Genomic DNA, 20,771 nt, shown 5'->3' on the forward strand with positions numbered 1-20,771 from the left:
CCAATCAGGAAGGTGTGGATGGACGTCAGCAAGACCAAAAGCAGTTTCTATCGCCGTTTGTACGTGGCTTATCTCATCGATAGCGGCCTGGCGCCGAGTGTGCCGACGCTGACCGAAGTCACTGGCATGCCGCGACGCACGGCGCAGGACACGATTGCCGCGCTGGCTGATCTGGACATCATCTGCGAGTTCGAACAGGAAGAGGGCGCACGCAATCATGCCGGGCGCTATCGGATTCGTGAGTGGGGAGCGATTGATCGCGGATGGATCGAGCGCAATTTGCGGCAGATAAAAGCGGTGCTGGAATACCCCTGATTCCTGCGGCGCCTGAACTGACGCAATCGCTGGCAAGCCAGCTCCCACAGGGATCTCCAGCGAACACGGTTTTCGTGAACGAGCGATGAACCTGTGGGAGCTGGCTTGCCAGCGATGAGGCCCTCAAGAACGACGCATGCCGATGTGTGGAATGTCATCCTCAAGATATTCCTCACCCACCACGACAAACCCGTACTTGCCGTAATACCCCTGCAGATGCGCCTGCGCTGACAAATAGATCGGCACCTGCGGCCAGTGCTTTTCGGCCTGTCTCAGCGCCTGTTCCATCATCGCGTGGCCCAACCCTTTGCCACGGCCGGCGGGCGCGGTCACCACGCGGCCAATCACCACGTCGCCGCCCTGGGATTCCGGATCCAGCAGGCGCAGGTAAGCCATCAACTGATCATCCTCCCAACCCATCAGGTGATGGGTATCGCCCTCCAGATCCTGGCCGTCGAGATCCGGGTAGGCGCATTTCTGTTCGACCACGAATACATCAGAGCGCAGCTTCAACGAGGCGTACAACTGCTCTTTGCCCAAATCGCGATGATGTTTGCAGATCCACTCGATTGTCATTTTTCGATTCCTTGACCATGTCGCCCGATACTAAGCGCAGCTGCGCCATATGTCTGTATGGCGCAACAGTCTGTGATAAAGGTCAAAATGCCACCATTCCTTTCTCGCGGCCGCCGAGACTTTGTGTAATCTGCTCAAGAGCACTGCGCACTGGTTCCCATGAGCTAATGTTCAATGCTTGGGTTTTGCCGGTAAGGGGCCTTTGGTTTTGACGTGAAACCACGTCGGGCGGTTGCCCGCTGAGGATGTTCAAGCATGCTGCGATTGCTTCAAGCCGTTGCTTTGATCGGACTGCTGGTGCTGGGCCAGGATGCTGCGGCGCAGAAGCTGCGGCTGGCGTTCGATAATTGGCCGCCGTTTACCGACGATGCACTGGTCAACGGTGGACTGGCCACCGACATTGTCAGCACCGCACTGGCTCGCGCCGGTTATGCCAGCGGTTACGAACAAGTGCCGTGGGCGCGAGCATTGCTGGGGATTGGCGAGGGGCGTTACGACGTACTGGTCAACGCCTGGTACAACGACGAACGCACACAGATCGGTCAGTTTTCCGGTGAGTACCTGATCAACCGCATCCGCTTCCTCAAGCGCAAAGACGCACCCATCGACTACAGCAACCTCGAGCAACTGCACACTTACCCGATTGCCGTGGTGCGCGGGTACGCCTATTCCGCACCTTTCGATGCCGATACGGCGATGCAGAAAGTCCCTGTGCACAACTTCGCCATGGGCGTGCGCATGCTCGCGGCGGACCGGGTCAAGCTGACCCTGGAGGATGAGTACGTGGCCAAGTATTACCTGGCACGGGAATCGGCCAAGGTACGCAATTCGGTGGAGTTTTTACCCAAGCCGTTGAGTGAGAACAGCCTGCATATTCTGGTCAGTCTGAAGAACCCGCAGCATGAGCAGATCGTCGCCGGGTTTGATCGTGCGATCGAGGCGATGAAGGCTGACGGGACTTATGAGAAGTTATTGCGGCGGCATGGAATGTGAAGGGTGATCCGGCAATTTCTTTGTGGCTGATGACCTCTTCGCGAGCAGGCTCGCTCCCACAATTTGAAATGCATACCCTGTGGGAGCGAGCCTGCTCGCGAACGCGTCGTCTCAGGCGCCGCTGATTTCGGCAGTGTCCTTGATCAAATGCGCCGCCAACGTCCGAAGCGGCCCCAACTGCCGGCAAATCAGCGCCAGCTGCGTCTGCACCAACCGTTGCCCTTCATCGATTTCATCCGGCATCTGCTCCAGCTCATTGGCCAGCGCTTCCTCGTCATCACTCTGAATCGCAATCGGCTGCTTGCTCGCCAAACCATGAGCGATTTCGTCGATGCTGGTCGCCAGTTTCACCCCGGCGCCTTCGATCAGATGCTCCCGCACCTCCGCTGGCAACTGTGTTTCACGGTGCGCGCCGAGCCCTGACAAATAGCTGAGCAACGTGTGCGATAGCACCAGGAAGCGGAAGCCGACATCCGCCTCCTTACGGAAATGCCCCGGCTCCATGAGCATGTTCGCCAGTGTAGTCGACAGCGCCGCGTCAGCGTTATGGGCGTTGCGTCGGGCCAGGCGATAAGCGAGGTCATCGCTTTTGCCGGCGGCGTATTGCTGCATGATCTGGCGCAGGTAGATGCTGTTGCAGGTCAGGGTGTTGGCCAGCACTTTGTTCAGGCGCCGACCCTGCCAGTCCGGCAGGAATAGGAACACCGCCAGACCTGCGATCAGGCTGCCCAGCAGGGTATCGAACAGCCGTGGCAGGAACAGCCCGTAGCCATCGCCGACCTGATTGAAGCAGAACAGCACCATGATCGTGATCGCCGCCGTTGCCAGGGTGTAGCGGGTGGTGCGGTTGGTAAAGAACACCACACCGGCAGCGATGGCGAAGCACGATTGCACCACCGGGTTGGGGAACAGATCGAACAGCGCCCAGGCCACCGTCAGGCCAATGGCCGTGCCGATGATCCGCTGGCCGAGTTTGCGCCGGGTGGCGCCGTAGTTCGGCTGGCAGACGAACAGCGTGGTGAGGATGATCCAGTAGCCTTGCGACGGGTGAATCAGGTGCACCATGCCGTAGCCGATGCTCAGTGCCAGCGGCAAGCGCAGGGCATGGCGGAACAGCAGCGAGGTCGGCGTCAGTTGCGTACGCAGGCGAATCCATACGTCCTTGAGATTGCGCGGTGAACGGTCGAGCAGGCTGCTGTCGGTGGCGTCCGCCAGAGCATCGGGGTTGCTGGCATCGCTAAGCAGGCGGTCGAGGGTGCCGAGGTTGGCCGCCAAGGCGCGCAGCGAGCGCAGCAGGCCGCGCCATGCCGGATTGCTCTGGATGCGTAAATGTTCGAGGGAGGCATGCAGGTCGTTCAGGGCTTCGGCGAAACTGGCGTCGTAGATGAACGGCTGGCGCATCTGGATCGATTCGGCCAAGGCCCGGCAGGCCTTGCCCTGCTGGCGCAGCAGGCGCTGGCAGCGAAACAGCACGTCGCTGTGGAAGAACGCTTCGGCCAGCGCGTTGTAAGGATAGTGCGAAGAGCTGGCGCGTTCGTGAATGTCCTGCGCGAGGAAATACAGCTTCAGATAACGGCTGACTTTCGAGCCGGGTCGACCGTTGCCGACCCGATGCAGGATGATTTCCTTGGCCGTGTTCAGGGCGGCGACCACCCGGCCATTCTGCTGCGCCAGTTCGAGGCGGCGGGCTTCCACGTCCATCTGTCGGATCGGCTCGAACAGCGAAGATTTCAGCTTCAGATAAAGGCCCAGCTCGCGGAACAGCCGCGCCAGACTCTGCTGCACCGGTTGATTGGAAAACAGCGCCTGCCACAGCACCGAGAGCAGGCCGTACCACGCCGCGCCAGCGACCAGCAGCATCGGTTCGTGCCAGAAATCAGTGACCGCGCCGCCGCGCTGATCAACGCCGATCATTGTGTACACCGACAGAATCAGCGTCGCCGAGGCGATCGCACCGTAGCGCTCGCCCAGCGCACCGAGCATGGTCAGGCCGAAACTGGCCAGTGCCAGGGCCACGGCGAAAATGATCGGGTAGGGAAACAGCAATTCCACCGACAGCGCGGCGATGCTGAAACACACCAGTGTCACCGCGAGGGCGTTGAGACGACCCTGCCAACTGTCGTCGGTCTCGGCCAGGGCGCTGGCGATGATGCCGAGGAACAACGGGATCAGCAGGCCCATTTCATCCTGATACCAGCACAGCGCCATGCTGCCGGTCAGGGCGATGAATACCCGCACGCTGTAGCTGAATTTATCCAGCGCCCACAGGCGCCGCAAAGACTGACGAAACGAGGTCGAGGACATGAAGTGCGAAGGCCTTCCGAGGCGATGCCGCTAAATTGAGCCAGTAATGACGCCGACGCAATGGCGCCGAGCACATCTGACAGCAAAAAGTGTTCCTTTTACTTACACCACAAACCATTGTGGGAGCGAGCCTGCTCGCGAAAGCGGAGTGTCATTCAACATTGATGTCGACTGGTACACCGCATTCGCGAGCAGGCTCGCTCCCACAGGGTTTTGTATTTGGCCTTGAGTTAAGCGTACTGCGCGGCGGCGTAACCGGAGGCCCAGGCCCACTGGAAATTGAAGCCGCCCAGATGCCCAGTGACGTCGAGCACTTCCCCAATAAAGTACAGGCCCGGGCTTTTCAGCGACTCCATGGTCTTGGACGACACCTCGCGGGTATCGACGCCACCCAGAGTCACCTCAGCCGTGCGATAGCCTTCAGTCCCCGCCGGCACGACTTTCCAGCTGCCAAGCTTCTCGGCAATCTCCGCCAGTTCGGCGTGGGTGTACTGCTTCATCGGTTTGGAGACAAACCAGTTGTCCGCCAGCAGATTGGCCATCTTCTTGGTGAAGATCTCGCCAAGCAAAGTCTTCAGCTCGCTGTTCGGACGCTCGGCGACTTGCTGTTGCAACCAGCTCGCGGCGTCGTGATCCGGCAGCAGGTTGATCTCCACCGTGTCGCCGGGCTCCCAGAACGAACTGATCTGCAAGATCGCCGGGCCACTGAGGCCACGATGGGTGAACAGGATGTTCTCGCGAAAGCTCTGCTCGTTGCAGCCGACCAGACAATCCACCGAGGTGCCGGACAGCTCTGTGCACAACTCCTTGAGCTGGTCGGTGATGGTGAACGGCACCAGGCCGGCGCGGGTCGGCAGCAGTTCATGGCCGAACTGTTTGGCGACCTGGTAACCGAAACCGGTGGCGCCCAGGGTCGGAATCGACAGGCCGCCGGTGGCGATCACCAGCGATTGGCACTGGACCTGACCGAGGGTGGTGTCGAGCAGATAACCGCTGTCGGTTTTTTCGATGGTCTGGATTGAGGTGTCCAGGTGCAGCTCGACGCCGGCCTGATCGCATTCATCAAGCAGCAGGCCGAGGATGTCGCTGGATTTGTTATCGCAGAACAGCTGGCCAAGTTTCTTCTCGTGGTACGGCACGCCGTGCTTGCCGACCAGACCGATGAAATCCCACTGGGTGTAACGCGCCAGCGCCGATTTGCAGAAATGCGGATTCTGCGAGAGGAAATTGCTCGGTTCGGTGTACATGTTGGTGAAATTGCAGCGACCGCCGCCGGACATGAGGATTTTCTTGCCGGCCTTGTTCGCGTGGTCGAGCAGCAACACCTGACGCCCGCGCCCGGCGGCGGTCAGGGCACACATCAAGCCGGCCGCGCCAGCGCCAATGATCACGACTTCGGTAGAGCGCAAAACGGTGTCCTCTTGGTGGGTCGCTACAAAACAAACTGTGGGAGCGAGCCTGCTCGCGAAAGCGTTGTGTCATTCAACAATGATGTCGACTGACAGATTGCATTCGCGAGCAGGCTCGCTCCCACAGGGGATCTCCCATGGATGGAAGATCGCTTACAGAATACGCACGCGCAACGAGCGGCCCTTGATCTTGCCGTCGTTCAGGCGCTGCAAGGCCTGCATGGCCACGGTGCGCTCGACAGCGACGTAGGCCTGGAAATCGAAGATCGCGATCTTGCCGACCTGCGCACCGGGAATGCCCGCTTCGCCGGTCAGTGCGCCAAGAATGTCGCCCGGGCGCACTTTGTCTTTGCGGCCAGCGCCTATGCACAGGGTGGTCATCGGCGGTTGCAGCGGCGCCAGGCCCTGGGACTTGAGGTTGTCGATCTGATCCCAGTTCAGCGGCGCTTTCTGCAGTTGTTCGATGGCTTGCGCACGATGAGCTTCGGACGGCGCGACCAGGCTGATGGCGATGCCTTTCTCGCCCGCGCGACCGGTACGGCCGACGCGGTGGATGTGGATTTCCGAATCGCGCGCCAGCTCGACGTTGATCACCATGTCCAGCGCATCGATATCCAGACCACGGGCCGCGACGTCGGTGGCAACCAGCACCGAGGTGCTGCGGTTGGCGAACATTGCCAGCACCTGATCGCGGTCACGCTGTTCCAGATCGCCGTGCAGGCCAACAGCGGAAATGCCTTTGGCGGTCAGGTGATCGACGGTTTCCTGCACTTGCTGCTTGGTGAAGCAGAACGCCACGCAGGACGCCGGACGGAAGTGGTGCAGGACCTTGGTCACCGCGCTCATGCGCTCTTCCGGGGAAATCTCGTAGAAGCGCTGCTCGATCTGCGTGTCGTCGTGGAAGGCTTCAGCCTTGACGGTCTGCGGATCGCGCATGAATTTCGAAGCCAGTTGCTTGATGCCCACCGGGTAGGTCGCGGAGAACAGCAGAGTCTGGCGGCGCTCCGGGGTCTTGATGATGATGTCTTCGATGGCGTCGTAGAAGCCCATGTCGAGCATGCGGTCGGCTTCGTCGAGGATCAGCGTGTTCAGGCCATCGAGCACCAGCGAACCCTTGCGCAAATGCTGCTGAATGCGCCCCGGGGTGCCGACGATGATGTGCGCGCCGTGCTCCAGCGAAGCGATCTGCGGGCCGAACGACACGCCACCGCACAGGGTCAGGACCTTGATGTTGTCTTCGGCGCGGGCCAGACGGCGGACTTCCTTGGCCACCTGGTCGGCCAGCTCGCGGGTCGGGCAGATCACCAGCGCCTGGCACCCGAAGTAGCGCGGGTTGATCGGGTTGAGCAAGCCGATGCCGAACGCGGCGGTCTTGCCGCTGCCGGTCTTGGCCTGGGCGATCAGGTCCATCCCCTTGAGGATCACCGGCAAGCTCTGCGCCTGGATCGGCGTCATCTGGGCATAACCGAGTGATTCGAGGTTAGCCAGCATGGCGGCGGACAGCGGCAGAGTATTAAAAGCGGTGGCGATGGTGGTCACGGGACTGGCCTGCAAAACAAAATGTCGCGCAGTGTAGCAGCCCCATGCCGGTTTCCTCGACAGTTCTGGACGAACAGCGATTGAACCCGAGGCAGGGATTACCTGTGGCGAGGGGATTTATCTGTGGCGAGGGGATTTATCCCCGATGGGGTGCGCAGCACCCCCAATACCTGCCACCTCGATTCATCAGGCTGACCGCATCCAACCTTTTTGGGGCTGCTGCGCAACCCAGCGGGGATAAATCCCCTCGCCACAGAAGTCAAAGAACTCCTTCAGCAGAATCAGTGTTCGATGTGTTCTTGTGGACGTTTCGCCCGGCGCCCGTCTTCCTTCGACAGTTGCGAGAAGATCGTCGCCGCCAGCATCGCCATCACGCCGACCGTGACGAAGGTCAGCTGGAACGCACCGAGTACGGTTTCCACGCCATCGTTGCCGACCTTCGCAGTGAAGCCGCCGAGCAGCGCGCCGGCGCAGGCCACGCCGAGGCTCAGCGACAATTGCGCGACCACCGACAGCAGACTGTTGCCGCTGCTGGCGCTGGCATCGTCGAGGTCGATCAGCGTCACCGTATTCATCGCGGTGAATTGCAGCGAGTTGATTGCCCCCAGCACCGCCAGCAGGCATAGCAGCAGCCAGTACGGCGTCTGCTCGCTGACCAGGCCCATGCTCGCCAGCATGATCCCCAACGCCAGGGTGTTGCCGGTGAGCACGATGCGATAGCCGAGGCGTTCGATCAGCGGCCGCGCGACCCACTTGGCGACCATCGCCGCAGCGGCCAGCGGCAACATGCTCATCCCGGCTTGCGACGGCGAATAGCCCAACGCCACTTGCAACAGCAGCGGAACCAGAAATGGCAGAGCACCGCTGCCCAGTCGCGCGAACAGGTTGCCGAGAATGCCCACGGCGAACGTGCGGGTCTTGAACAGCGAAGGCGCAAACAGCGGATTCTCGATATGCCCGGCGCGCAGCCAGTACGCCGCCAGACAGGCCATGCCGGCGAACAGCAGCAGCATCACCCGCAGGTGCGGCAGGTGCAGTTCGCCAAGACCTTCCATGGCGATGGTGATGAGGATCATCGCTGCGCCGAACAGCAGAAAGCCGAGGCTATCGAAGCGGGTGCGCTCCGTGCCGCGCAGGTCGGGGATGAATTTCCACACCGCGTAGCAACCGATCACCCCGACCGGCAGATTGATCAGGAAGATCCAGTGCCACGTCACGTATTCCACCATCCAGCCGCCCATGGTCGGGCCGATCAGCGGGCCGAGCAGGCCGGGAATGGTGATGAAACCCATGATCCGCACCAGTTCCGAGCGCGGGTACGCACGCAGCACCACCAGCCGCCCGACCGGCAACATCAGCGCACCGCCGAGGCCCTGAATCACCCGCGCACCGATGAGCATGCTCAGGCTGCTGGATAACGCGCATAGCAACGAGCCCAAGCTGAACAGCAGAATCGCGCCGAAGAAGATTTTCTTGGTGCCGAAGCGGTCGGCGATCCAGCCGGAGGCCGGGATCAGCAGGGCCACGGTAAGCATGTAGGCGATGATCACGCCCTGCATGCGCAACGGGTCTTCGGCCAGATCGCTGGCCATGGCCGGCAGCGCGGTATTGAGGATGGTCCCGTCGAGGGACTGCATGAAGAACGCAATGGCGACGACCCACGGCAACCAGCGTGCGGTGATGGCGTCGAGAGGCGGGCGGTTGGGCATGGAACCTCTTGTGGTCTGTTTGATGATCGTTCCCACGCTCTGCGTGGGAATGCCTCAACGGACGCTCTGCGTCCGCTTTTGGCTGGGACGCGGAGCGTCCCGGGCTGCATTCCCACGCGGAGCGTGGGAACGATCGCCGTCAGAGGGTCAGGGTCAACCGGCTGACCAGCGCCCCCGGCAACAGCGATGACGAGGTATTGCGCTGGCTGTACGTACTCGCCGAGAGCAGCAGCTCACGCTCGGTGGTCAACGCTTCCAACTGCGAACCGAGCAGGTTGTAGGCGCTATCGTCGAAGCGCATGGTGCTGACCGGCGCCTGGATCTCGCCGTTCTCGACCCAGAAGGTCGCGAAGCGGGTCATGCCGGTCATGCGCGCCGCCGGTTGATCCGAGTAGTTCAGATACCACAGGTTGCTGATGTACAGCCCGGTGCCCAACTGCTTGAGGATCTCTTGCTGCGACAGATCACCGGCGGCCATGTTCAACGCACTGGGCATCTCGCCGCCGCCCGCACCGTTCGCCGCCAGACCATATTCGGCGGCGCTGCGCGAGCCCACCAGTTGATCGCCGGCCTTGCCCTCGATGATCAGACGCAGATCGCTGCGCGGATAACCCTCGGCGGAAAACGCCGGGCTCAGGGACTCGCTGACTTTTTCATCCAGCGACAGCAACGGGCTGAACGCCTGATCGCCGACGTAGAGCTTCTGCAACGGGCTGCTCTTGCTGGCGATCGACTGCGCCGAGAACCCGCCCCAACTGAGCATGCCCATGATTTCTTCCAGTGCCGCCGGTGCCAGATAGGCGCGGTACTGCCCCGGTGCCAGGGTGCGTAACGGTCGGCCGAGAAACTCAAGCTGTTCGCGTGCCTGGGCGAAACGCCGGGCGAAGCCCTCGTCGCTCCAATCGTGGCCGGCATAGCTGGCCTTCACCGCTTCGCCGTTTTCGTGGAACAGGCTGAAGTCGAAATTGAAGCTGTTGGCTTCATGCCAGCCGAACGCGCCAGCGGAGCTGGCAAAACCGCGGCTGATCGGACCGGCAGCATAAAAACCGACCAGATCGAGACCTTCAGCGGCGGCGCAGATTTGCCCGACGACATCTTCGGTGTCCGGCAGTGGATGCGCTTGTACGTGCGTGCTCTGCCAGCTGTTGTGATTGAGCAGCAAGTACGGGTCCTGCGGCAGCAGCGGCAAGGTTTCGCGCAATTGTTGCAGGCCTTCGGCGAGCCGTTGCAGATCGGCTTCCTGATCCCCGGACAAGGTGATCTGCAGGTCGGCGTGGCGACCGTCGTTGATCAGTTTCAGGCCGACGTTGGCCTGCTGCACTTGCCCGGCCTGGCGAACCTTGGCGTGATTGAAGCGCACGAACGCCGAGGCTTCGGCGGCGTAGCTGAGCGTGAACTGTTCCGGCTCGCGCACGCTGTCGCGCAGCCAGTTGACCATGACTTTGAAGGCGTCGGACTGACGCTTCGAAATGCTCATCAGGCGTCTCCCCCAAACACATCAATGTTGCTGAATACGCAGGCCGGCGAAGCATGGCCGACGCGAATCACCTGGTTCGGTTCGCCCTTGCCGCAGTTCGGCGTGCCCAGCACCTTGACGGTGCTGGCATCGCCGACGGCGCGCAGGCTCTTCCAGAAGTGCGCGGAAATCGCCCGGTAGTTGGGGTTTTTTACCACGCCTTTCAGTTCACCATGCTCGATCAACTGGCCCCATTCGCAGCCGAACTGGAATTTGTTGCGCGCATCGTCGATCGACCACGAACGGTTGGTGCTCATCAGAATGCCGTGCTCGATACCGCCGATCATCTGCTCCAGCGTTTGATCACCCTGCTCGATGTTGAGGTTGGCCATGCGGTCGATCGGCGGCCGGTTCCAACCGCAGGCGCGGCTGTTGGCAACGCCATCGAGGCCGGCGCGATATTGCGACAGCGCTCCGCCTAGTGGCCGCAGCAACAGGCCGTCGCGAATCAGGAATTGTTTGCTCGCCGCGGTGCCGTCGTCGTCATGGCCGTAGCTGGCGAGTTCTTCCGGGATGCCGGGGTCGAAAGTCACGTTGAGCAAATTCGAGCCGTATTGCAGGCTGCCGAAATCGCTGGTCTTGACGAAACTGGTGCCGGCGTAATTGCGCTCATCGCCGAGGATGCGGTCGAGCTCCAGCGGGTGACCGATGGATTCGTGGATCTGCAGCATCATCTGATCGGGCATCAGCAGCAGGTCGCGCCGGCCTTGCGGGGTGTTCGGCGCGAGCAGCAATTGCAGGGCCTGATCGGCGACTTGCGGACCGGCACCGACCAGGCCGCAACGGCTGATGACGTCGGCGCCACCCTGCTGGCCGAAGTTCTCGCGGCCGAGGCTGCGGGTCTGGCTGTCGTTGCCGTCGTAGGCGGTGACGTCGAGGCTCGGATAGACAAAGCGCTGGGCCTGGCGCAATTCGGCGCCGGCGCTGCTCAGGTAGATCTGCTCGACGTTAGTGATGCCGATGCTCACCTGCCAATTGACCAGGCGTTCATCCTTGGGCACCGAGGCGGACTCCGCACCGAGCAGATCGAAGCATTCGCTCAGGGATGGGAAGGGCTGTTCGAGATTGGGTGAAAAATAATCAGCGCGATCGCTGGAAAGCGGCTGCTCGCGCAGATCGAGCAAGGCGTGCGGCTTGAGCCGGCGGGCCTGTTGCTCGGCGCGCTCGAGAGCGGCTTGCAGGCCTTGTTGCGAGAGGTCATTGGTCGCCGCATAGGCTTCGACGCCATTGACCCGGACGGTGAGCATCGCCCCTTCATCGCGGCTCAAACTCGGCGGTTCGGCGACGTTCTTGCGCACCGATAGATACTGCCCGGACTCGCGCACATATCGCAGGGAAAAAAATTCAGCGCCCGTGCGCAAGGCAGCAAAGCGCTGCTTGAGCTGGGGGTGGAAATCGAACATTCGGGAACCTCCTTGTAATGGAGTAGCGGCATGGCGACAGCGGGGAGGGGTGAAACGGTTGCGCGAGGTCTAGAGTAGGCCTGCGTGGGGGTAGGATCAAGTGAAGAGGGGGTGTAGGAGGTTTTACTGTGCAGCGGGGAAGTGTGTGTTGCTGTGAGGGCCTCTTCGCGAGCAGGCTCGCTCCCACAGGGGATTTGTGAATGCCACAGATCCAGTGTGGGAGCGAGCCTGCTCGCGAAGGCGGCGCCTCGGTACTACGACTTACTGCGTAACCGGGGTGATATCCCGCATCGGCTTGCCTTTGACCGGCGCGCCGTTCGCGACGTAATAAGCAGCGGTGCTGCGCGGCAGCGGCTTGCGGCCACGGATCTTGTCGGCGATTTTCTCGGCCATCATGATCGTCGGCGCGTTGAGGTTGCCGGTGGTGATGATCGGCATGATCGAGGCATCGACCACGCGCAGGCTCTGCATGCCGTGCACACGACCTTCGCCATCGACCACGGCCATCTCGTCGGTGCCCATCTTGCACGAGCAGGACGGGTGGAACGCGGTTTCGGCGTGCTCGCGGATGAACTTGTCGAGCTGCTCATCGGTTTGCACTTCGATGCCCGGGCTGATTTCGCGACCACGGAACGCGTCGAGAGCCGGTTGCTGCATGATTTCGCGGGTCAAGCGAATACCGTCGCGGAATTCCTGCCAGTCCTGCTCGGTGGCCATGTAGTTGAAGAGGATGCTCGGGTGCTGACGCGGATCCTTGGATTTGACCTGGATGCGGCCACGGCTCGGCGAGCGCATGGAACCCATGTGCGCCTGGAAACCATGTTCTTTCACGCCGTTGCTGCCGTTGTAGTTAATCGCCACCGGCAGGAAGTGGTACTGGATGTTCGGCCATTCGAATTCCGGACGCGAACGAATGAAACCGCCGGCCTCGAACTGGTTGCTGGCGCCGATGCCGGTGCCGTTGAACAGCCACTCGGCACCGATCGCCGGCTGGTTGTACCAAAGCAGCGACGGGTACAGCGAAACCGGTTGGGTGCAGGCGTATTGCAGGTACAGCTCGAGGTGATCCTGCAGGTTTTCACCGACGCCCGGCAGATCGTGGACCACCGGGATGTCGAGGCTTTCCAGCAGTTTCGCCGGGCCGACACCGGAGCGCTGCAGAATCTGCGGCGAAGCGATGGCGCCGGAGCACAGCAGGACTTCCTTGCGCGCCTTGGCTTCAACACGTTCTTCAGCGTCGCCGATCAGGTAACGCACGCCGACCGCACGCTTGCCTTCAAAGAGAATCTTGTCGGTCAGGGCGTGGGTGACGATGGTCAGGGTCGAACGTTTTTTGGCGATGTCGAGGTAGCCACGGGCGGTGGAAGCACGGCGGCCGTTCGGCGTCACGGTGCGGTCCATCGGGCCGAAGCCTTCCTGCTGGTAACCGTTGAGGTCTTCGGTACGCGGGTAACCGGCCTGCACGCCAGCTTCAACCATGGCGTGGAACAGCGGGTTGTTGCCGGCTTTCGGCGTGGTCACGCTGACCGGGCCGTCGCCACCGTGGTAATCGTTCGGGCCGATGTCACGGGTTTCGGCTTTGCGGAAATACGGCAGGCAATCGAGGTACGACCAGTCTTCCAGGCCCGGCAGTTTCGCCCAGCCGTCGTAGTCCATGGCGTTGCCACGGATGTAGCACATGCCGTTGATCAGCGAAGAGCCGCCAAGGCCCTTGCCGCGACCGCATTCCATACGGCGACCGTCCATGTGTGGCTCTGGATCGGTTTCGTAAGCCCAGTTGTAGCGACGCCCCTGCAGCGGGAACGCCAGCGCGGCGGGCATCTGGGTACGGAAGTCGAGGCGGTAGTCAGGGCCGCCTGCTTCGAGCAGCAGAACGGTGACGCCTTCGTCTTCGGTCAGGCGGGTGGCCAGAGTGTTACCGGCCGAGCCGGCACCGATGATGATGTAATCGAATTCTTGGGACATTGAATGCACCCTCTTTGATAGTGGTCAGGTCGGACCTTGGCGAGCGCTGTGCACTCGAATCGCTGGCAAGCCAGCTCCCACAGGGATTGGGGGCTGCCACAAATTGGGTGGACGACTCCAAACCTGTGGGAGCGGGCTTGCCCGCGAAGAGGCCTTCGCGAGCAATGCAAATCTCGGGTCTTAGAACACCGAAACGTAATCGCCCAGCTCGACCTGTACCGATTTGATGCGTGTGAAGTTGTTCAGCGAGCTGATCCCGTTCTCACGGCCCACACCCGACTGCTTGTAACCGCCAACCGGCATTTTTGCGTCGGACTCGCCCCAGGCGTTGATCCAGCAGATACCGGCTTCCAGTTGATGAATCACGCGGTGGGCGCGGTTCAGGTCTTTGGTGACGATACCGGCGGCCAGGCCGAAGTCGGTGTCGTTGGCGCGGCGGATCACTTCTTCTTCGGTTTCGTAGGAGAGGATCGCCATGACCGGACCGAAGATTTCTTCGCGGACGATGGTCATGTCGTCGGTGCAGTCGGTGAACACGGTTGGCGCAACGAATGCGCCTTTGGCGAATTCGCCGTCGGTCAGGCGACCACCGCCGCACAGGACGCGGGCACCTTGTTCCTTACCTTTTTCGATGTAGGCCAGCACGCTTTCCATGTGGGCGAAGCTGACCAGCGGGCCGAAATTGGTGTTTTCGTCTTCCGGGTTGCCGACGCGGATGCGGGCAACGCGCTCAACGATCTTGGCCTCGAACGCGGCTTTCAGATGCGCCGGTACGAACACGCGAGTGCCGTTGGTGCAGACCTGACCGGAGCTGTAGAAGTTGGCCATCATCGCCGTGTCGGCGGCGCGATCGAGGTCGGCGTCGTCGCAGATGATCAGCGGCGACTTGCCGCCCAGTTCCATGGTCACGTCCTTGAGCGACGAAGCCGAAGCGCTGGCCATGACTTTCTTGCCAGTGTCGGTGCCGCCAGTGAAGGAGATTTTCTCGATGCGCGGGTGCTCGGTCAGCCAGGTGCCGACTTCGCGGCCGCTGCCGGTCAGCACGTTGAACACGCCGTTCGGCACGCCCGCTTCGGTGTAGATCTCAGCCAGTTTCAGAGTAGTCAGCGAGGTGACTTCGCTTGGCTTGAAGATCATCGCGTTACCGGCCGCCAGGGCTGGAGCGGATTTCCACAGCGCGATCTGGATCGGGTAGTTCCACGCGCCGATACCGGCGACCACGCCCAGCGGCTCGCGACGGGTGTAAACGAAAGAGGTGTCACGCAGCGGAATCTGCTCGCCTTCGATGGCGGGCACCAGGCCTGCGTAGTATTCCAGCACGTCAGCGCCGGTGACGATGTCGACGTACTTGGTTTCGGAAAAGGATTTGCCGGTGTCCAGGGTTTCCAGCGCAGCCAGCTCATCGTTGCGCTCGCGCAGGATGTCGACGGCGCGACGCAGGATGCGCGAACGCTCCATGGCGGTCATCGCGGCCCAGATTTTCTGGCCCTTTTCGGCGCTGACCACGGCGCGCTCGACGTCGTCTTTGGTCGCACGTTGCACCAGTGCGAGGACTTCACCGTTCGCCGGGTTGATGGCTTCGAAGGTGGCGTCGCTGCCGGCGTCGGTGTACGCGCCATCGATGTAGAGTTTTTGCAGTTCGAAACGGGCCATAGTGTCCTCGCAAGTGCATTGGTGGTTGGCGTTGACCACCGCGATAACGCTGCGGTGGAGTTCAGGGGCCGAGCATTTTCTGTGTGCTCTAGCTCACCTTCTTGGCCAATTGGAAATCCATGTATTCGTAAGCGATCTGTTGCGCCTGCGCCGTGTCGAAAGCGTCTCCCGACAGCGCGCCGCGCAACCACAAGCCGTCAATCAACGCTGCCAGACCCCGGGCGGCGCTGCGCGCATCTTCGAGCGGCAGCACACGGCGGAACTGGCAGCACAGGTTGGAATACAGACGGTGATCGTTGATCCGCTGCAACCTGTGCAAAGACGGCTGGTGCATGCTGGTGGCCCAGAAGGCCAGCCAGGTTTTCATTGCCGGGCCATTGACCTGGCTGGCGTCGAAGTTGCCTTCGATGATCACCTGCAGATGCGCCCGTGGGTTGTCATCTGCCAGCGCCTGACGGCGCGCGGTGACGCTCTCGCTGAGGGCGGTCATCAGGTACCGCATCGTGGCGGCGATCAGGCCGTTCTTGTCCTGAAAGTAATGACTGATGATGCCATTCGAGACACCGGCCAAACGGGCGATCAGCGCAATGCTGGCGTCCCCCATTCCGACCTGATCGACCGCTTGCAAAGTGGCTTCGATCAATTGTTGGCGGCGGATGGGTTGCATACCGACCTTGGGCATCTTGCACATCTCCTTAGGCCTTCCGAGAGGCGAATGACGCCGATCGGATTGAGGGCCAGTCTATTTTGTTTTGATTGAACGTTCAATCAACAAAGAATAAGATCTGCGACAATTCGTCGCTGCCTACAGAAAATTCCTACGTGTAATGACGATAAAAACCGACACCTGAAACGGCTCGAAACCTGCGTGGGGCATGGCGCGGTTCGCGATTCGATGGACGTGTTGAAAGGGCAAGACGCTCGGGGCCAGGTTTCGGATGAACGTCCGTCGCCTCTGGCCACGAAAGCGAATACGCAACGCCATTTCGGCAGGTTCGGGCTTTTTTCGGAGTGTCTTTATATCACCCGCCGGTCGGCTGCCAACTAACCGATTGGTCGGGTTCCGTGATGCCTTGTGTTCTTCTCTCGCACTGCCTGGAGCATTTGTGCCATGAGTTCTGCCTCGCTAATAAAGACCCCGCCCGAGAAGGTGACGGTCAACGGTTGGGTGTTCTACACCTCGACCGCGCTGATTCTGTTGTTGACCGCCATTCTGATCATCGCCCCGCAAGAGGCCGGCAGAATGTTGGGCATGGCCCAGGCCTGGTTGTCGCGCAGCTTCGGCTGGTACTACATGGTGGTGATCGCCGCCTACCTGGTGTTCGTGGTCGGTCTGGCGTTTTCCTCGTACGGCAAACTCAAACTGGGCAGCAAGGACGACACCCCGGATTTCAGCTACGGCGCCTGGGCGGGGATGCTGTTCTCGTCGGGCATCGGCATTTCGCTGCTGTACTTCGGCGCGTCCGAGCCGCTGGATCACTACTTCAATCCGCCGGAAGGCACCTCGGCGACGAATATGGCGGCGCGGCAGGCGGTGCAACTGACTTTCCTGCACTGGGGCCTGCACGGCTGGGCGATCTACGCACTGGTCGGCCTGGCCGTCGCGTATTTCGCCTATCGGCATAACCAGCCGCTGGCCCTGCGTTCGGCGCTGTATCCGCTGGTCGGCGAGCGCTGGGTCAAAGGCGCGGCCGGGCACGCGGTGGACGGCTTCGGCATGTTCGTAACGCTGCTGGGCCTGGTGACCAACCTGGGGATTGGCTCGCTGCAAGTGTCGTCCGGGCTGGAAAACCTGTTCGGCATGGAGCACAGCAACACCAACCTGCTGATCGTCATCATCGTCATGAGCACCGTAGCGACCATCGCCGCTGTGTCCGGTGTGGAAAACGGCATCCGTCGTCTGTCCAACCTGAACATCGTGCTGTTCAGCGGCCTGCTGATTTTCGTCCTGCTGTTCGGCCCGACCCTGCACCTGCTCAACGGCTTCGTGCAGAACATTGGCGACTATCTCAACGGCGTGGTGCTGAAGACCTTCGACCTTTACGTCTATGAAGGCGACAGCGCCAAGTCCGACCGCTGGCTGGGCCTGTGGACGCTGTTCTACTGGGCCTGGTGGATTTCCTGGGCGCCATTCGTGGGCATGTTCATTGCGCGGATTTCCCGTGGCCGCAGCGTGCGTGAACTGGTCGCTGGCGTGCTGCTGATTCCGCTGGGCTTCACCTTGGCGTGGCTGTCGATCTTCGGCAACTCGGCGCTGGATCTGGTGATGAATCAGGGCGCGGTGGAGCTGGGCAAGACGGCGCTGGAACAGCCGTCGATGGCGATCTATCAGTTGCTTGAGCATTATCCGGCGTCGAAAGTCGTGATTGGTGTGTCGATCTTTGTCGGCTTCGTGCTGTTCCTGACCCCGGCCGACTCCGGCGCGGTGATGATGGCGAATCTTTCCTGCAAGGGCGGTAACGTCGATGAAGACGCGCCGCACTGGCTGCGGATCTTCTGGTCGGTGGTGATCACGCTGGTGACCATCGGCCTGCTGTTCGCCGGCAACTTCGAAGCCATGCAGACCATGGTCGTGCTGGCCGGCCTGCCGTTCTCGGTGGTGCTGATCTGCTTCATGTTCGGCCTGCACAAGGCGATGCGCCAGGACGTGCAGATCGAACAGGAGCAAGCACAACTGGCCGAGCGCGGACGCCGTGGTTTCAGCGAGCGCCTGACGCAACTGGATCTGCAGCCGAGCCAATCGGTGGTGCAGCGCTTCATGGACAAGCACGTCACCCCGGCGCTGGAAGATGCAGCGGCGCAATTGCGCAATCAGGGCATTGAAGTGCAGACGCTGCTGGGCAAAGCCAAGCGTTGCATGGGTGTGCGGGTCGAGATGGAAGAGGGCAACCCTTTCGTTTACGAAGTGAGCCTGGATGGTTATCTGGCGACGCCGACCGAATCGGCGCAGTCCGATGAAGCGCGTCAGCGTTATTACCGCGCTGAGGTGTATCTGCACAATGGCAGTCAGGACTATGACTTGATGGGCTTCACCCCGGAGCAGATTACCCGGGATGTGCTGGATCAGTTCGAAAGCCATCGGCAGTTGTTGGGGCGGGTTTATAGCTAAAGTCAAAAGCTGACCCTCACCCCAGCCCTCTCCCGGAGGGAGAGGGAGCCGACTGAGGTGTCTGGCGTTGTACATTGACCTGAAAGATCGAGTCGATTATGGATTCGGTAAAGCAAGATCAGGTCGGTGCAGATCTGCAGCATCCCCCGATCGGTCCCCTCTCCCTCTGGGAGAGGGCTAGGGTGAGGGGCTATTCCTGACCCAACAAAAAGGGATCGCTCACCGCGATCCCTTTTTTTATCCCACCTGGCGCATTACCCCAGATTCTTGCCCAGCAACGCGTGATACAACTCGCTGTCGCCGAGAATCCCCACCACATGATTGTTATCGTGCAGCACCAGCTTGTTGCCGGTCTGATAACGGATCTGCAGCGCGTCACGCATGCCGATGTTCGAGTCCACCAGCGTTGGCTTGCGCTCCAGGCCTTCCACCGCTTGGCCAGGTGCCCAGTTCTGCAGGTTCAGCACCGAGCCGTTCTGCCGTGCGCCTTTGATGGTGTTGCCTTCGGCCAGGTCCAGCCACGAGTCGCCGCCCGGATCGAGGCACACCGAGCCGTTGATGCGTTTGCACTTGTCCAGCGTGCGCATCAGGCTGCGGCCGCAGAGCACGTTGAGCGGATTGGTGTGGGCGACGAAGGTGCGCACATAGTCGTCCGCCGGGTTGAGGACGATTTCCTCCGGCACGCTGTACTGGATGATCCGACCGTCCTTCATGATCGCGATGCGGCTACCCAATTTGAGTGCTTCATCGAGGTCGTGGCTCACAAACACGATGGTCTTGCTCAGCTTGCGTTGCAGTTCCAGCAGTTCATCCTGCAGACCCTGGCGGATCAATGGGTCGAGGGCCGAGAACGGTTCGTCCATCAGCAGAATGTCGGCGTCCATCGCCAGCGCGCGGGCGAGGCCGACGCGCTGCTGCATGCCGCCGGATAGCTCATCAGGCTTCTTGTTGCGCCATTGGGTCAGGCCGACCAGTTCGAGTTTCTCATCGACCAGTTTCTTGCGTTCCTTCTCCGGTCGGCCCTGCATCTCCAGGCCGAAACTGATGTTCTCGCGCACCGTCAGCCAGGGCATCAGGGCAAACTTCTGGAACACCATCGCAATGCGCTTGGTGCGCATCATTTTCAGCTCGGCGGGCGTGCAGGACGCGATGTCGATCTGGCGGTTTTCATGCTCGACGAACAGCTTGCCGCGGCTCACGGTGTTGAGGCCGTTGATGCAGCGCAGCAGGCTCGACTTGCCCGAGCCGGACAGGCCCATCAGCACGCAGATCTCGCCCTTGTTGATGTCCAGCGTGGCTTTTTCCACGCCGACGATCTGCCCGGTTTTCTTCAGGATCTCGTTGCGGGTCATGCCCTGATCGAGCAGCTTGAGTGCCTCGCGCGGGTCCTTGGAGAAGATTACGTCGACGTCTTCGAAGCGAATTATGCTCATGCGTCACCCCCTACTTTGGCGTCGGGTTGTTTGCAGATACGGTCGAGCATGATCGCCAGCAGTACGATTGCCAGGCCTGCTTCGAAGCCCAGCGCAATATCAGCAGTGTTCAGTGCGTTGACCACCGGTTTGCCGAGTCCGTCGGCGCCGACCAGTGCCGCGATCACCACCATCGACAGCGACAGCATGATGCACTGGGTGATGCCCGCCGCGATGCTCGGCATGGCGTGCGGCAGTTCGATCCTTGAGAGCAATTGGCGACGCGAGCAGCCGAAGGCCTTGCCGGCGTCCATCAGTTCTTGCGGGACATCGCGGATGCCCAGGTAGGTCAGGCGGATCGGCGCCGCGATGGCGAAGACCACCGTGGAGATCAGGCCCGGTACCACACCCAGCCCGAAGAGGGTCAGGGTAGGAATGAGGTAAACGAAGGTCGGCACGGTCTGCATCAGATCGAGCACCGGCCGCATCATGGTGTAGAACATCGGTTTGTGCGCGGCGACGATGCCCAGCGGCACGCCGATCAACACGCAGACCAGGGTGGCGAACAGCACCTGGGCGAGGGTTTCCATGGTTTCCTGCCAGTAACCCAGGTTGAGGATCAGCAGGAACGAGGCGACCACGAACGCGGTCAGGCCCCACTTGCGTTGAATCAGATGGGCAATGATGGCAATCAGGCCAATCAGCACCAGTGGGTTGAACCAGGTCAGCGCAAACGTCACGCCGTGGATCATCGTTTCCAGTGTCACGGCGATTGCGTCGAAGGTGTTGGCGCCGTGTTGCGTCAACCATTCGACGAAGCCCGCGATGTACTGGCCTAAAGGTATTTTCTGATCAATCAGCATGGTAG

The 20,771-nt window shown here is 61.2% G+C and carries 15 protein-coding genes; 3 read left to right on the forward strand and 12 right to left on the reverse strand.

Annotated elements, in window-relative coordinates:
* The first annotated feature begins 18 nt into the window (after window positions 1-18).
* Complete coding sequence (locus AB4N48_RS26585; RefSeq protein WP_016772794.1) at window positions 19-315, forward strand: winged helix-turn-helix domain-containing protein; 297 nt, start codon at window positions 19-21, stop codon at window positions 313-315.
* Window positions 316-438: 123 nt separating this feature from the next.
* Here AB4N48_RS26585 and AB4N48_RS26590 read toward each other — a convergent pair whose 3' ends face one another.
* Window positions 439-891 (reverse strand): GNAT family N-acetyltransferase, encoded by a 453-nt coding sequence (locus AB4N48_RS26590; RefSeq protein ID WP_252886917.1) that lies wholly within the window; start codon window positions 889-891, stop codon window positions 439-441.
* A 255-nt stretch (window positions 892-1,146) separates the two neighbouring features.
* Between AB4N48_RS26590 and AB4N48_RS26595 the strand changes: the two genes are divergently transcribed.
* Window positions 1,147-1,884: a substrate-binding periplasmic protein gene (locus AB4N48_RS26595; RefSeq protein WP_041476775.1), complete on the forward strand. Its 738-nt coding sequence runs from the start codon at window positions 1,147-1,149 to the stop codon at window positions 1,882-1,884.
* Window positions 1,885-1,995: 111 nt separating this feature from the next.
* On the opposite strand, the gene yccS is transcribed toward AB4N48_RS26595, so the two are convergent.
* The 9 genes from yccS to betI form a co-directional block, all read right to left on the reverse strand.
* A complete protein-coding gene (yccS, locus tag AB4N48_RS26600) occupies window positions 1,996-4,188 on the reverse strand; it encodes a YccS family putative transporter (protein WP_095181360.1) in 2,193 nt (730 codons plus the stop codon).
* A gap of 230 nt (window positions 4,189-4,418) precedes the next feature.
* Window positions 4,419-5,597, reverse strand: a complete 1,179-nt coding sequence (locus AB4N48_RS26605) for a BaiN/RdsA family NAD(P)/FAD-dependent oxidoreductase (RefSeq protein ID WP_353189026.1) — start codon at window positions 5,595-5,597, stop codon at window positions 4,419-4,421.
* Between the two features lie 153 nt (window positions 5,598-5,750).
* Window positions 5,751-7,136: an ATP-dependent RNA helicase DbpA gene (dbpA, locus tag AB4N48_RS26610; RefSeq protein ID WP_024014613.1), complete on the reverse strand. Its 1,386-nt coding sequence runs from the start codon at window positions 7,134-7,136 to the stop codon at window positions 5,751-5,753.
* Window positions 7,137-7,417: 281 nt separating this feature from the next.
* Complete coding sequence (gene mdtD, locus AB4N48_RS26615) at window positions 7,418-8,845, reverse strand: multidrug transporter subunit MdtD (protein WP_041476772.1); 1,428 nt, start codon at window positions 8,843-8,845, stop codon at window positions 7,418-7,420.
* 139 nt (window positions 8,846-8,984) lie between these two features.
* Window positions 8,985-10,322 carry a TldD/PmbA family protein gene (locus tag AB4N48_RS26620; RefSeq protein ID WP_056786510.1) on the reverse strand — a complete coding sequence of 446 codons (1,338 nt, stop codon included), beginning with the start codon at window positions 10,320-10,322 and terminating at the stop codon, window positions 8,985-8,987.
* Entirely contained in the window at window positions 10,322-11,764 is a 1,443-nt protein-coding gene (locus tag AB4N48_RS26625; protein WP_460094558.1) for a TldD/PmbA family protein, read from the reverse strand. The genes AB4N48_RS26620 and AB4N48_RS26625 overlap by 1 nt, the downstream gene beginning before the upstream one ends.
* A gap of 261 nt (window positions 11,765-12,025) precedes the next feature.
* Entirely contained in the window at window positions 12,026-13,729 is a 1,704-nt protein-coding gene (betA, locus tag AB4N48_RS26630) for a choline dehydrogenase (protein WP_252868399.1), read from the reverse strand.
* Window positions 13,730-13,909: 180 nt separating this feature from the next.
* Window positions 13,910-15,382: a betaine-aldehyde dehydrogenase gene (gene betB, locus AB4N48_RS26635; protein ID WP_039757620.1), complete on the reverse strand. Its 1,473-nt coding sequence runs from the start codon at window positions 15,380-15,382 to the stop codon at window positions 13,910-13,912.
* Between the two features lie 88 nt (window positions 15,383-15,470).
* Window positions 15,471-16,064 carry a transcriptional regulator BetI gene (gene betI / locus AB4N48_RS26640; RefSeq protein WP_041476768.1) on the reverse strand — a complete coding sequence of 198 codons (594 nt, stop codon included), beginning with the start codon at window positions 16,062-16,064 and terminating at the stop codon, window positions 15,471-15,473.
* Between the two features lie 486 nt (window positions 16,065-16,550).
* Here betI and AB4N48_RS26645 point away from each other — a divergent pair, with 486 nt between their 5' ends.
* Window positions 16,551-18,491 carry a BCCT family transporter gene (locus AB4N48_RS26645; protein ID WP_223630511.1) on the forward strand — a complete coding sequence of 647 codons (1,941 nt, stop codon included), beginning with the start codon at window positions 16,551-16,553 and terminating at the stop codon, window positions 18,489-18,491.
* A gap of 254 nt (window positions 18,492-18,745) precedes the next feature.
* Here the strand turns inward: AB4N48_RS26645 and choV are convergent, their stop codons facing one another.
* Both choV and choW read right to left on the reverse strand, forming a co-directional pair.
* A complete protein-coding gene (gene choV, locus AB4N48_RS26650) occupies window positions 18,746-19,924 on the reverse strand; it encodes a choline ABC transporter ATP-binding protein (protein WP_016772804.1) in 1,179 nt (392 codons plus the stop codon).
* Window positions 19,921-20,766: a choline ABC transporter permease subunit gene (gene choW / locus AB4N48_RS26655; RefSeq protein WP_016772805.1), complete on the reverse strand. Its 846-nt coding sequence runs from the start codon at window positions 20,764-20,766 to the stop codon at window positions 19,921-19,923. The genes choV and choW overlap by 4 nt, the downstream gene beginning before the upstream one ends.
* Window positions 20,767-20,771: the final 5 nt, after the last annotated feature.

The organism is Pseudomonas sp. S2_C11 (assembly GCF_054668395.1).